The sequence below is a fragment of the Oceanobacillus massiliensis str. N'diop genome (genome assembly GCF_000285495.1).
GTDB lineage: Bacteria > Bacillota > Bacilli > Bacillales > Amphibacillaceae > Oceanobacillus > Oceanobacillus massiliensis.
The window spans coordinates 310467-324121 of record NZ_HE610976.1 but is presented as its reverse complement, the minus strand read 5'-3'; the positions used below and the strand labels follow the sequence as shown (position 1 = coordinate 324121).

10 protein-coding genes are annotated in these 13655 nt (G+C 42.1%); 8 read left to right on the top strand and 2 right to left on the bottom strand.

Features of this window, described 5'->3' with window-relative positions; genetic code table 11:
• Window positions 1-49: 49 nt before the first annotated feature.
• Window positions 50-1495 carry a hypothetical protein gene (locus OMHG_RS01800; protein ID WP_010647800.1) on the top strand — a complete coding sequence of 482 codons (1446 nt, stop codon included), beginning with the start codon at window positions 50-52 and terminating at the stop codon, window positions 1493-1495.
• Between the two features lie 85 nt (window positions 1496-1580).
• The gene (locus tag OMHG_RS01795) at window positions 1581-2372 is read left to right on the top strand and encodes an SDR family oxidoreductase (RefSeq protein WP_010647799.1); all 792 of its coding nucleotides are present in this window, start codon (window positions 1581-1583) and stop codon (window positions 2370-2372) included.
• Window positions 2373-2430: 58 nt separating this feature from the next.
• Here OMHG_RS01795 and ytaF read toward each other — a convergent pair whose 3' ends face one another.
• Window positions 2431-3060: a sporulation membrane protein YtaF gene (gene ytaF / locus OMHG_RS01790; RefSeq protein ID WP_010647796.1), complete on the bottom strand. Its 630-nt coding sequence runs from the start codon at window positions 3058-3060 to the stop codon at window positions 2431-2433.
• 139 nt (window positions 3061-3199) lie between these two features.
• Between ytaF and OMHG_RS01785 the strand changes: the two genes are divergently transcribed.
• Both OMHG_RS01785 and OMHG_RS01780 read left to right on the top strand, forming a co-directional pair.
• Window positions 3200-5371 (top strand): DNA topoisomerase III, encoded by a 2172-nt coding sequence (locus OMHG_RS01785; protein ID WP_010647795.1) that lies wholly within the window; start codon window positions 3200-3202, stop codon window positions 5369-5371.
• 888 nt (window positions 5372-6259) lie between these two features.
• Entirely contained in the window at window positions 6260-7960 is a 1701-nt protein-coding gene (locus OMHG_RS01780) for a methyl-accepting chemotaxis protein (RefSeq protein ID WP_010647793.1), read from the top strand.
• A 207-nt stretch (window positions 7961-8167) separates the two neighbouring features.
• Here OMHG_RS01780 and OMHG_RS01775 read toward each other — a convergent pair whose 3' ends face one another.
• A complete protein-coding gene (locus OMHG_RS01775; RefSeq protein WP_010647792.1) occupies window positions 8168-8374 on the bottom strand; it encodes a DUF2188 domain-containing protein in 207 nt (68 codons plus the stop codon).
• A 213-nt stretch (window positions 8375-8587) separates the two neighbouring features.
• On the opposite strand from OMHG_RS01775, the gene OMHG_RS01770 reads away from it, so the two are divergent.
• From OMHG_RS01770 to OMHG_RS01755, 4 genes are read left to right on the top strand one after another with little or no spacing between them, the layout of a single operon-like run.
• A complete protein-coding gene (locus OMHG_RS01770; RefSeq protein WP_010647790.1) occupies window positions 8588-9796 on the top strand; it encodes a M20 metallopeptidase family protein in 1209 nt (402 codons plus the stop codon).
• Window positions 9789-11084 carry an amidohydrolase gene (locus tag OMHG_RS01765; RefSeq protein WP_010647788.1) on the top strand — a complete coding sequence of 432 codons (1296 nt, stop codon included), beginning with the start codon at window positions 9789-9791 and terminating at the stop codon, window positions 11082-11084. The genes OMHG_RS01770 and OMHG_RS01765 overlap by 8 nt, the downstream gene beginning before the upstream one ends.
• Window positions 11077-12327, top strand: coding sequence for a M20 family metallo-hydrolase (locus tag OMHG_RS01760; RefSeq protein WP_010647786.1), 1251 nt, complete (start codon window positions 11077-11079; stop codon window positions 12325-12327). The genes OMHG_RS01765 and OMHG_RS01760 overlap by 8 nt, the downstream gene beginning before the upstream one ends.
• The gene (locus tag OMHG_RS01755) at window positions 12327-13631 is read left to right on the top strand and encodes a hypothetical protein (RefSeq protein WP_010647784.1); all 1305 of its coding nucleotides are present in this window, start codon (window positions 12327-12329) and stop codon (window positions 13629-13631) included. Before OMHG_RS01760 ends, OMHG_RS01755 begins: the two co-directional genes overlap by 1 nt.
• Window positions 13632-13655: the final 24 nt, after the last annotated feature.

Here is a 13655-nt window from a genome sequence, read left to right as displayed (position 1 = left end):
TTCTTTATAGAATAAATCCATCAATATTTTCTGTATGGGAGTGTAAATAATGGGAAATCCGAAAGAGACCGAAAAGCAGATTATGGTAGACCGATCGGTACAGCAGTATCTATTTCCTTTTTTACTCCGGGAAGATAAAATAGAATCCTTCGGCAATCGTCTGCTGAGCGACGGGTTTGTCTTCTTCGATCTAAGTGATGGAAAGCAGCAGAATATGTTCTATGGAAAGGATCAAGTTTCCCATCGGTCATTGGAACGTTATTTTATGCCGAATATTGAATCCATATTGTTCCCGAATTCGCCGGAGGATGAAGCAGGTATCCGAAGATTTTCAAAAAAAGTGGATAAGGAATGCAGTCTGCAGGCGCCATGTCTGAATACTACGTTTATTTTAGAATCGGTCGATGTGTTCGTCTGCCCCTTTCATATTGGTTTTATCAATCTAAGAATCACGCTCCCTGAAGATCTCACTTATGATGATGTGCTTTATTTTGGGGATCTGTTTCGGGTGATGGAGCGGATTTCAGAAGATGAAGAGTTGACGGTGGTCGGATGCGGAGAAAAAAAGTATCTCAAAGTAAAGGATTACATATTTAATGAGCTTGTTCCGTCTATTGAAGAATATGCTGATAATCAATCACAATTTAAAGAATCGTACTTTGGCAGCCTGCCGTTTTTTGTTGATGAGCGGATGTATGTAATCAGCTATATTAACTATCGTGGGGAGGCACTGTCTGAAACCGACCTGTACCGAGCAGGAAAGCTGAATGGATATGGACCGGATGGCGAAAGATTTGTCGGAGCGACTAACCAGGAATATATTGCAAAATATTGTGAGGATAAAGTGTATGACAGGTGGAGCGATCTGACCTATTATGTGATGAGCGAATATCATTTTTCGTGTATAACAAGAGAAACAGGAAAAATAGAACGGAAGCTTGCAAGTCAAATGTATGGAGAACATTATTATTCGATATTTCTATTGCTTTACTATAAAATCGTCCTTCTGAAGCTCTCCCATGACTATGCCAAGGTTGATGTAATCAAAGATCAGTTCAGTACAGAGCTGCTGATAGTGATGATTACAGAGTTCTCATCGAAATATTATTTTCCGGCAATCAATAGCACAGAATCAGGGACGGAAATTTCAGGACATCTGAAGCAGGTTTTCCGACTTGAAAAAATATATGATGATGTAAAAGATACACTAAAAACGCTTTATCAAAACCAGGAAAAGCTAACAGACAAAAGAGTGAATTATCTATTGCAGATATTAACTGGCTATATGGTTATTTCGGGTATTTTTGGGATGAACCTCGTTATTGAGGATTGGAAGGGACAGATTCAGTGGTCTGCAATGGCGGGCTATTCCATTTTTGAATGGTTCTCGTTCTTTGTGATTATTAGCGGAATTGTTGTAACGTTGTTATTAAGCACATTCTTTTTGAAAAATTTGCTCAAAGAGTACAGAAACAGGAAAAAGAAGATTTATTGATGGCGCACTGGGAATCCGCTTAAGGAAGGGTTCCCGGTTTTTTGTTATAATTAATGAAAATATTGAAAAAAGTGGGGGAGCGCAGATGGAATTGGAACTGAAAGGAAAATCAGTCATTGTAACGGCAGCAAGTAAGGGGTTAGGCAGGGCGATTGCAACAGAGTTCGCCAAGGAAGGTGCCCATGTATTGATCAGCAGCAGAGATGCTGCAGCATTACATGATACGGCAGAGGAAATCAAACAAGAAACAGGTAATGAACAAGTCCAGTATGCTGTTTGTGACATGAAAAACGCTGAAGAGATTAAGCAGTTGGTAGAGAAAGCATCAGCTTGGAACGGTACGGTCGATGTATTGATCAACAATGCTGGTGGCCCGCCCGCCGGCAGCTTTATGGATATGACCGATGATGACTGGTATCATGCCTTTGAATTGAATCTTCTTAGCTTTGTGCGCACGATTAGGGCAGTCGTTCCGATCATGCAGCAGCAGAATAGAGGGCATATCGTCAATCTTGCTTCTTCATCGATCAAACAAAGTCTGGATCAATTAATTCTTTCCAATACAATGCGCCCAGGAATTGTAGGTCTTGCGAAAACATTGGCACAGGAACTGAGTGCCGATAACATTTTAGTCAATACGGTAGGCCCGGGAACGATTGAGACGGGGCGTATCCTGGAACTAAACAAGGCACGGGCAGAAAAACAGGGTGTTACAGTGGAAAGCGTGATTGAAGAGGCGGAACAGGCTATCCCGATGAAACGCTTTGGACAGCCGGAAGAATTTGCCAAAGCAATTGTATTCTTGGCATCCGGAGCGAATACGTATATAACCGGCCAGTCGCTTATAGTAGATGGTGGCCAGGTGAAGGCATTATAAAGAAACAGGCTGCAAAAGCGGCCTGTTTCCTATATTTTACATAGCTGAATCAGATAGATTAGATTAGGTTAACTATCCCTATTCCAATCAGTAATGCAGGTGGTAAGAGAGTTAACTGCTGCAGTTTTTCGTGCTGTGAGAGAAATGTCCCTATCCTGATTCCAAAGTATAAGAAGAAACCGCTCATGACGGCTGTCAAAAAAGCTGTCAGCAATGCCGAGTAACCGAGCATAGAAGCACCGATACCTGCTCCAAATGCGTCCAATGCAAGAGCAACACCTAAGAAAATGGCCTCCCCAACGGAAATTGTTCCAGACTTATCCAAATCAGCATAGTCTGGAGCTGCCATCACTGTTGTAAAGTCCTTTATTTTAGTAGTAGCTTCCATTTCAGCGGAGTCATTCGATGATGGTTTCAGTCTGGAACGTATAGTGCTGGCAAGAGAAAATATTCCCAATGTAATCAAAATGGACCCGCCAAGCAATTTTGCGGTTTTCTGTGAAATGAAATGGCTAATTAAATCGCCTACCATCATGGATGTATACACGATAATGCCGGAGCAGAGCATAATGATCAGCAATGCTGCAATCGGTACTCTTATTTTCCTCATTCCATAGGTAATGCCAACACCAAATCCATCGAGGCTGACGGCTGTAACAAGCAAAAGCAAACCTGTATAAAAAAGCATGTTGAACATCCTCTTCAAAAGTTTCTAGATTATAGTATGGAATTGGAATGGCCAGGGTGAATGAAGAACCGAATACTGCACGGAGAAGAGCATATATGATAAAGTACAGTTAGAGTATTTGAAGAGAGGATTTTATGATATGAGCAAAATAGCAGTTTTGGCTGAGAAACCTTCCGTCGGCCGTGATATCGCAAGGGTGCTTGGCTGCACCAAAAAAGGAAATGGTTACTTGGAAGGTTCCAAATATATCGTGACATGGGCACTTGGGCACCTTGTCACACTTGCAGATCCGGAAACCTATGATGAAAAATATAAAACATGGCGTATGGAAGACCTGCCGATGCTGCCTCCTGATTTGCGGTTGGTGGTAATTAAAAAGACGGGCAGACAGTTTGCGGCTGTTAAAGCACAGCTGAATCGCAGCGATGTCAGTGAAATTATCATCGCAACAGATGCCGGAAGGGAAGGGGAGCTTGTCGCCCGCTGGATCCTGGAAAAGGCCCGTGTTAAAAAAACGGTAAAACGGTTATGGATCTCATCCGTAACGGACAGGGCGATTCGGGATGGGTTCAAAAACCTAAAGCCTGGCGGAAACTATGTTCATCTGTATGAATCAGCAGTTGCACGTTCAGAAGCGGATTGGTATGTAGGGCTCAATGCAACTCGAGCTCTAACGACAAAGCATAATGCCCAGCTGTCCAGTGGCCGGGTACAAACACCGACACTTGCCATGATTGCAGCGAGGGAACAGGAAATCAAGGGATTCAAACCAAGAAAGTTTTATGGGATGGAAGCGAAAACAGATAAAGGCTTTAAGCTCTTTTGGCGGGATTCGAAAAATAACTCCCGGATTTTCTCCAGAGAAAAGGCAGCTCAGCTGCAGGAGCAATTGAAAAATAAACCTGCCAATATTATTCAGGTCGATAAGCAGCATAAGAAAAAATTTGCGCCGCAATTATATGATTTGACCGAATTACAACGGGACGCAAACCGAATCTTTAATTTATCCGGCAAGCAGACCTTGTCGATTATGCAAAAGCTGTATGAACAGCATAAAGTTCTGACCTATCCAAGAACGGATTCCCGTGTGATCTCAACGGATATTGTACCTACCTTAAAGGATCGGGTGAAAGCATGCGGTGTGGACGAATATGCAAAAATCTCCGCAAAGATTCTAAGGAAAGAATTAAAACTCTCTAAGGCAGTTGTCGATAATGCCAAGGTTTCCGACCATCATGCCATCATTCCAACAGAGCAGCCTGTCATTCTTGCTGACCTGGATGATAGGGAACGGAAAATTTATGACCTCGTTATAAAACGGTTCCTTGCTGTGCTATCGGACCCATTTGAATTCGAGCAGACAACAATTACTGCTGAAATCTGTTCGGAAAGGTTTGCTGCAAAGGGAAAGGTGATTCAAAAACAGGGCTGGAAGGAAATTTATAATCAGCATACAGATGATGAGGACAGCGATGACCAGCGCCTTCCTGTCATCCATAAAGGTGACACACTCACTGGAATCCGTATTTCGCTAACAGAGGGTGAAACGAAACCACCGGAACGTTTTACAGAAGGGGCACTGCTGCAGGCGATGGAAAATCCGGCACGCTATATGAATTCAGATGAGAAACATCTGGTAAGCACCATCAGTAAAACAGGCGGAATAGGTACAGTGGCAACGCGCGCTGATATTATTGAAAAGCTGTTTAATAATATGTACATGGAACAAAAGGGCAAGTATATCCATTTGACTGCTACCGGCCGTCAGCTGCTGGACCTTGTTCCTGAAGATTTGCGGTCACCGGCATTAACTGCTGAATGGGAGCAGAAACTCGCAATGATCGCGGAAGGCAGACTGAAAAAGAGTAAATTTATTGCAGAAATAAAGGATTATACGAAACAGGCAGTTAACGAGATCAAGAACAGTGATGAAAAATTCAAGCATGATAATATGACTGGAACGAAATGTCCGACCTGTGGCAAGCTGATGCTGGAAATCAAAAATAAGCATGGCCGTAAACTTGTTTGTCAGGATAGATCCTGCGGCACAAAGAAGAATATCGCTAAGCAAACAAATGCACGCTGTCCAAACTGCCATAAGCGAATGGAACTTCGCGGCGAAGGGGAAGGACAAATGTTTACATGCAAATGCGGCCACCGGGAGAAGCTATCCACGTTCAATGAACGGAAGAAGCGTGAACAAAAGAATAAAGTTTCTAAGAAAGATGTAAACAAATATTTAAAGAAACAAGATGACGAATTTAAAAATAACGCTTTAGCTGATGCACTAGAAAAGTTAAGGCTGAAGTGATTTAATTAAATATTTTTAATGAAATAAGGCTATCCCAAAAGATTACTGTTTGATATTTTTAGAGGGGTGGTTCCAATTCGGGAGTGGAAACTGAACTGTGTAAGTGAGAGGGATACGGCCCTTACTTACACAGTTCAGTTTTTTATTGATTAGAATAAAAAAGGCAATAAGGAAATTATTGGCTTATTGCTTAACGAATCGGATAGTAAGCACAAGTGAATGGAGATTTTCAATGAAATCAGGACAAGAAGAGTAGAAGATAATTTTTAATATCCATGTAAGGATAAAATTGTTCTTTAGATTCGTCTTAAAAGCGCCGATATAAATAGAAGGCAAAATTACAGGGTCTGAAGCTATATGTAAGACCTACCTACATCCTGTGTTAGCCGGGATGTGCTTTTAAAATCAGGTGGGATTGTCGAATTCTGTTGTAATTAGAGAGATAAACTTCAGGCTCAGAGTCTTAAAGTGCTGGTTAATTTTGATAACTATTAACTTAGTTGTCTATCCTCAAATATGTGAGGATAGTCTTTTTAATGCGCTTTTTTATAAAACGGGCCATTGCATACATATCGAAGCTTACAATTGGTCAAATTGTTAATAAGTAGTTGATTTATCAAAATTAAAAGAAATGGAACGGTTTTAATCTATAAAAATGTATTCCCTAATGCTAAGTATTGATAAGTCTAGAAATTCGGAGGAGAAATTAATACTGGATGGCAAGAGTTACAGATGACGAAGCGTTTATTTAATGCATACTCAGTTAAAAGACAGAGGCAAGAGTTTTTATTGTTAAGCCTATTACGTCAGATAGAATACAGGAAGCTTTGACTAAAGTTTTATAAGTGTATCATTAGAAAGAGCATAAAAATTTGGAGGTAATAATTAATGAAATATATAAATAACTTAAAATTCGCAACGAAAATAAACATTCTTGTCCTTGGGATTTTGTTATTCTTTTCCATCGCAGTTGGCTTAGTTGTAAAAAACCAAGTGACCGAAGGAGTAGAAGAAGTGGCTCTTGAAAAAGCAAAATCGGATCTTGAATTAGGGCTTCACACACTGGACCAAAAATACCCGGGTGGATGGGAAATCACTGATGGACAGTTATACAAGGGAGACCTACTAGTTAACAACAATTTTGAAATGGTAGATGTAATTGGTGACTTAACAGGGGGCACTGTAACTATATTTCAAGATGATACAAGGATTACGACTAATGTTAAGCTTGATAATGGTCAACGGGCTATTGAAACCAAAGCATCAGGTCAGGTAATCGAAACGGTACTTAACCAAGACCAAAACTTTTATGGGGAGGCTGATGTTGCTGGAGTTCCAACACAAACAGCTTATAAACCGATTAAAGATGAACAAGGTAGTACGATTGGAATGTGGTATGTAGGTGTGTCAAAAAGTTTTATAGATGGAATTGTTTCTAATATAACGACTAGCTTGGTAGTGGTTATGTCAATTGTGGCCGCACTGGCAATTGCTATTTTTTTATGGTTTACCACAAAAATAAAAAAACGATTGAATTCAGTTAATAAAGCAATGGAAAAAGCTGGTGAGGGTGACTTTACAACAACTCTTAATGACAGATCTGGAGATGAATTTGGCCAATTATCTCAAAACTTTAATAAAATGAAAGACAGCTTAAGCAACCTTATTCAACAAGTTTCTCAAACCGCAGAAACAGTAAGTAGTCAGAGTGAAGAGTTAACTCAATCAGCTAGTGAAGTGAAGTCAGGTTCACAGCAAATAGCGACAACAATGCAAGAATTGGCATCAGGTTCCGAATCTCAAGCAAATTATGCGAGCGACCTTGCCTCTGTAATGGAGACATTCTCAGCTAAAGTGCAAGAAATGAACGCCAATGGGGAGGATATCTATAACTCTTCTAATGATGTTCTTGGTATGACAACAGAAGGTTCAAAGTTGATGGATGTATCTGTCAATCAAATGGCAATGATTGACCAAATCGTGCAGGATGCAGTACAGAAGGTCAAAGGATTAGATATTCAATCTCAAGAAATTTCAAAATTAGTTTCAGTTATTAAAGATATAGCGGACCAAACAAACCTTCTAGCATTAAACGCTGCAATTGAAGCTGCACGTGCTGGAGAACATGGCAAAGGATTTGCAGTTGTAGCTGATGAAGTACGTAAACTTGCTGAACAAGTTGGTGTGTCGGTTACTGACATTACTGGAATCGTGCAAAATATCCAAGCAGAATCAACAGGCGTTGCGGAATCTCTGCAAGGAGGGTATCAAGAAGTAGAAAAAGGAACTGGTCAAATAAAGACCACGGGAGAGACCTTTAATGGTATTACCAATGCTGTAAAGGAAATGGTTAGTAAAATTCAAACGATTACGGACAATTTAACCGCGATCTCCTCTAGTAGTCAAGATATGAGTGCTTCTGTTGAGGAAATCGCTTCTGTTTCAGAAGAATCCGCAGCGGGTGTGGAGCAAACTTCTGCATCAGCACAACAAGCGAGTAGTTCAATGGAAGAAGTATCCGACAGTTCGGATGAACTTGCAAGATTAGCAGAAGAACTGAATGGTCTTGTTCGTAAATTTAGGTTCTAAGTCAAATTTGTATAGGATTGAACTCAGTAAAGGTTGGTTGGTGATCCATTAACTAACTATCTCTATTTATATAGAGGCGTTGGCGAAGCTTAAGAAATAATTGGACAGTCTAAGAGGAACATTTAACAGGCTGCTTAAACAGAAAATCCACGAGGCTTATCAAGATGCTTCGTGGATTTTTCGTATATTGCCTTAAACGGGACAATTCTATAAGCCTTTAAATCGTCTTTCTTCGATGACGTTATGATCTTTATCAAGTATTTCAACTAAGCTGGGTGTGTTTTCTTTGGCCATTTGTTCCGCTGCTTCAATCGCTTCGTCCTTTGAGTCATAAACTTCCTCTGGTGCAACATCCTCAAGCTTCACGAACCATGCTGATACATCGACATTGGGTGTAACACTGTATGTTTTCATTATTTAATGCCCCTTTATTCATTTAGATAATATATATATCGGGTTCCCGTAATCCAAGGCCCATAAACATGGGATAAATTCCCATTACTCCATCTAATGATAATTTTCTAAAAAGTCATATACAAGGTTCAAATTTTTATGTATAATCCTTTTAAAGGACTATTTTAGGAATATTTCCGTTATTATCTGTAGTTACTTTTTGGAGGGTTTTACATGGTACAGGAGCTGGATAAATATATTGATCAAATAAAAGATGAAGTGGTTTCTATTAGACGTTACTTGCATCAGCACCCTGAGTTAAGCAATCAAGAGAGGGCAACTTCGGCTTTTATTCAGCATAAATTAACTGAATATGGCATAAATTTCGAAACGGGATATGCAGCAAATGGCGTATTGGGAATCATCAACGGACATAAGCCAGGCAAGACCGTAGCATTAAGGGCGGATATAGATGCGTTGCCAATTCAAGAACTGAATGAGCTAGATTTTGCTTCTGACTACCCAAACGTCATGCATGCCTGTGGACATGATGCCCATACAGCAATGCTGCTTGCTGCAGGATATATTCTGCAGCAAATGCAGGAAGAGATTCTAGGAACGGTATTGCTTTTATTTCAGCCTGCAGAAGAAGATGCCCCGGTTGGCGGTGCGGGATTGATGATGGAGGATGGTGTATTCGATGTCTATAAACCTGATGCTATATTTGCCCAGCATGTCTGGCCATACATTCCTGCCGGTACAGTAGGCGTTCATGATAAAGAAGTGATGGGCAGTTCCGATCGCTTTAAAGTCACTTTGACGGGCAGGGGCGGCCATGCGAGTATGCCGCATCAGACAAGTGATGCGGTAGTAGCGGCGGGACATTTGATTACAGCACTTCAGACCATTGTCAGCAGAAATCTCGATCCAATGGAAGCTTCCGTTGTAACAATTGGTGTCATCCAGGCAGGAAGTGTAGCCAATATCATTCCCAAAGAGGTTACACTGGAAGGATCGATTCGAACGTACAATTCAGAAATCAGAGAAAGATTGAAGGAGCGTTTCTTTCAGCTGACCAATCAAATAGCAGGCGCTTTTGAAGCAACAGCAGCAATAGATTATATGGATGGGTATCCTGCAACAATCAATACACCTAAATGGGCTCGGGTTGCAAGGAAAGCTGCCCAAAAAGTAGTTGGGACTGATGCAGTACCTGCATATAAACCATCTCTTGCCGGAGAAGACTTTGGCCGTTTTCTCCAAAAATACCCGGGTGCATTTGTATGGCTCGGTACACAAATTGATGATAAGGAACAGCAGGCACCATTGCATGATGGGAATTTCAAGCTCAATGAACGTGCATTACCAGACGGTACAAGGCTATTGGTTCAAATTGCAATTGATGCTCTGGAAGAACTAAACAGGGAGTGGGAACATGAGTGATTTTATGAAGGAAATTATCCCGAAACTGATTTCTTGGCGCCGATCCTTTCATCACTATCCGGAGCTAGGATTTATGGAGTATGTAACGACTTATCGGCTTGGAAAAGAACTGGAAAAGCTCGGGTTTACTGTCCACATTGGCAAAGATGCACTGAAGGCGAGTGCACGGCTGGGAATTCCTGAGGGGAAAGACTTGGCTGCACACGAGCAGGAGGCTGCAGAAGCAGGTGTAGCGGAAGACTGGCTTGCCAAAATGCGCGGCGGTCTTACCGGATTGGCTGCAGTTTGGGACACAGGGAAAGATGGCGACCATGCAGCATTCCGCTTTGATATCGATGCACTGCCAATCAAGGAGACTGAAGACGGATCGCATATCCCGGCAGCGAAATCATTTTTATCGGAAAATGAGGGAAAGATGCATGCTTGCGGACACGATGGTCATATGACGATAGGTTTGGGAGTCGCAGCATACATTGCGGCCCGCCAATCCACATTGACAGGGAAATACACCTTATTATTCCAACCTGCCGAAGAGGGGGGAAGAGGGGCAAGGGCAATGACGGAAAAGGGATGGCTGGATGATGTTGATTATTTTTACAGCGGACATATCGGAATTCAATCACTGCCCGTTGGTACTATAGCTGCAACAACAAAGGGATTCCTCGCGTCCTCCAAAATAAATGCAAGCTTTACCGGTGTCTCTTCCCATGCAGGTATGCATCCTGAATTGGGAAGAAATGCCTTGCTGGCGGCCGCTGCAGCTGCAACAAACCTTTATGCAATACCACGGCATAGTGATGGAATCACCCGTGTCAATGTAGGGAAAATGGTCGCTGGAAGCGGGAGAAACATTATACCAGGAGAAGCCTATCTCGAGGTGGAAACGCGCGGGCAAACACAGGAAATCAGTGCCTATATGCTGCAGGAAGCGACACGCATCATAAAAGCAGCCGCAGATATGCACCATGTTACCTGTACCATTACCCCTGTTGGTGTAACGGAAGAAATGGTCTGCAGTGAAGAACTGATTCCGTTTATCCAGCAGGCATGTAAATCCAGTGTATATGTGAAGGAAGTTCTTCCGGTGGCGAATGTCTCGGGTTCTGAAGATGCGAGTTTTATGATGAACCGGGTACAGGAACATGGCGGAAAAGCGACATATATGCTGTTCGGTACAGAGCTTAAATACCCGCATCACCATCCATCCTTCGATTTTCAGGAAGAAGTCCTTGCAGTAGCTGTCGAAAGCTTTGTGAAAATCATCGAGGGGAGAGCTGAAAATGTTTAGTCTCGGTTCGTGGCTCGAAGAAAAGCTGCTGGCCTTGAATCTGACGGATACCATGGACGTACCGGAAGGCTTTAGCAGGCTGAGTTTTACCAAAAAAGAGAAGCATGCACATCATGAATTTCAAAATATTGCCAGAGGACTTGGCCTCTCGGTTCATCAGGACGGTGCGGGGAACAGCTGGGCGATTTGGGAAGTGGATCCAGTAGCTCCTACCATTGCACTTGGCTCCCATTTGGATACGGTGGATGCAGGAGGCGGGTATGATGGAGCGGCCGGAATGGTTACAGCCCTTGCAGCCATAAAAACGTTAAAAGACAGCAACTTCAAGCCTGCCAAAAATATCGCTATCATTTGCTTCATATCAGAGGAATCCGCACGCTTTGGGGTTTCCACTATTGGAAGCAAAGCTATTGCCGGTAAATTAAATAAACAGGAACTGGAAAAGATTAAAGATCGAGATGGAATTTCTATAAAACAGGCCGTGGTGGACTATGGCATTGATTTTCAATCCATTGATCAGGCAGCACTACCAGCAGACAGGCTTGAAAGTTTTGTTGAACTGCATATTGAACAGGGAATCGAATTGGAAACTGCAGGTGCATCGATCGGTATTATCAAAGGTATAGCCTGCCCTGTCAGATTGAAGATAACCGCAATTGGGATGGCGAACCATACAGGGACAACCCCGATGGACAGACGAAGCGACGCATTTGCCGCAATTGCCCCGCTTGTTGCATTTGTACAAAGTGAGGCTTTAAAGGCAAATGAACAAAGTGGACAACCGCTTGTGGCGACAGTAAGTACAGTGATCCTGAAGCCAAATGCGATGAACGTGATTCCGGGAGAGGTTGAACTTGGCATCGATATTCGCAGTGTGGATGACAGACTAAAAAGGGCTTTTGCCAATAAAATCAGGAAGTATTGTGGAGAAATCAGCGGCAAGGACGGAGTAACTATTGAGGTCACCACATTAGTGGATAATGACTCTGTAATGCTGAATGAAGACATGCATGAAAAATTGCTGCGTGCAAGTAAAGCAGCAGGTCATGAGACAATCTCGATGAACAGTGGTGCAGGCCATGATGTCATGAATATGGCGGAGCGCTGGCCATCTGGGCTGATTTTCATCCCTTGTAAGAATGGTGTGAGTCATCATCCTTCAGAGCATGCTTCCATCGAAGACCTTGAAAAAGGAACGAATGTAATGACAGCATTTTTGCGGATGGAAGCGGGGAATAATTGATGAAAGTCAGGATTGGAGTAATAGGTCCTGCAGATTCCATCGAACAGATTATGTCTGTCTCCAAAGAATTTGATGACATCGATATAGCTTCCTTTGTCTATGAACAGCTTGAGGAAGTAGGGGATATCTTAAAGGAGAATTCATTTAAGTATGATCAATGGTTTTTCTCAGGAATCATGAATTATTCCTATGCGATGGAAAACAAGCTTATTCCCAAGGAACGCGCCATCTATCCGAATATGAATGGATCAACATTCTTCGGAACACTGCTGGAGGCGCAGCTGGCAGGCAATACCGTTTATAAAAATATCAGTCTCGACACTATTACAAATGAAGAAGTTGAGAAAATATTATCCTATTATAAGCTGGATGGCATAACCTATCAGAATCGTCCTTTTCAAAGCTATTCGGACATTGAGGAACAAGTAGCTTTTCACAGGGAACTGTACAACCAGGGAAAATCTGAAATTGCAGTAACGTTTATTAGAGCAACATACAAGGCCCTGAAAAAGCTTGGAATACCCGTCTATCGAGTTATCCCATCCTATCTATCTATTGAGCAATCATTGACGCTTTTGATTCAGAGAGCATTATCGAGCCGCTATAAAAATGCTCAGATGGCCGTGATTGGCTGCAAGGTAGGTTTTACTAGTTCAAGTGAAGAGGATATGTACTCCTTTAAGGCTCAGCATAGGGAACTGGAATTAAGGCGGTCGTTACTTTATTTAACTGAAAAAGTAAATGGCTCACTAATGCAGATGGGTGATGGATTGTTTTATATATTCACTACTCGGGGTGAAATCGACGCCCAGTTCGATTTTGATATATTTTCAATGATTTATGCTGTTAAGGCACAGGAAAATATTCAGCTGACGACAGCAATTGGTTTTGGCGAAACCGTATCACAGGCCGAACAGCATGTAAGGAAAGGGTTTCATAATCAAGATGAAGCAGAGATGCCATCGATTATCATTATCGATGAAGATCAGACCATTACTACCAAAACTGCCTGTAATGAAACTATTTCATATCAAACAATGGAGATGGGGGAGGACTGGAAGACAAAAATTCAGGATAGTGGGGTTAGTCCTGGGGCAATTTCCAAAATTGCAGCGTATGCAAGGCAATACAACCGTTCTGAATTCACATCAAATGATATCTCGCGCTGGCTGCAAAGCACAGAACGTAATGGACGAAGGATTGTGACACTATTGGAAAAGGCAGGAATCCTCGAACAATGCGGTGAAATTCAATCCGGGGACCGGGGGAGACCGCGCCGAGTATTCTGTTTCAAAGACAGCTAGCTAATATGGGAAAAAGGAAAGGAT

Bases quoted from the DNA above. Each gene is read 5' to 3' on its own strand.
- OMHG_RS01780 (WP_010647793.1), top strand. From the start codon at position 6,260: ATGAAATATATAAATAACTTAAAATTCGCAACGAAAATAAACATTCTT.
- ytaF (WP_010647796.1), bottom strand. From the start codon at position 3,060: ATGCTTTTTTATACAGGTTTGCTTTTGCTTGTTACAGCCGTCAGCCTC.
- OMHG_RS01800 (WP_010647800.1), top strand. From the start codon at position 50: ATGGGAAATCCGAAAGAGACCGAAAAGCAGATTATGGTAGACCGATCG.
- OMHG_RS01795 (WP_010647799.1), top strand. From the start codon at position 1,581: ATGGAATTGGAACTGAAAGGAAAATCAGTCATTGTAACGGCAGCAAGT.
- OMHG_RS01760 (WP_010647786.1), top strand. From the start codon at position 11,077: ATGTTTAGTCTCGGTTCGTGGCTCGAAGAAAAGCTGCTGGCCTTGAAT.
- OMHG_RS01785 (WP_010647795.1), top strand. From the start codon at position 3,200: ATGAGCAAAATAGCAGTTTTGGCTGAGAAACCTTCCGTCGGCCGTGAT.
- OMHG_RS01770 (WP_010647790.1), top strand. From the start codon at position 8,588: ATGGTACAGGAGCTGGATAAATATATTGATCAAATAAAAGATGAAGTG.
- OMHG_RS01755 (WP_010647784.1), top strand. From the start codon at position 12,327: ATGAAAGTCAGGATTGGAGTAATAGGTCCTGCAGATTCCATCGAACAG.
- OMHG_RS01775 (WP_010647792.1), bottom strand. From the start codon at position 8,374: ATGAAAACATACAGTGTTACACCCAATGTCGATGTATCAGCATGGTTC.
- OMHG_RS01765 (WP_010647788.1), top strand. From the start codon at position 9,789: ATGAGTGATTTTATGAAGGAAATTATCCCGAAACTGATTTCTTGGCGC.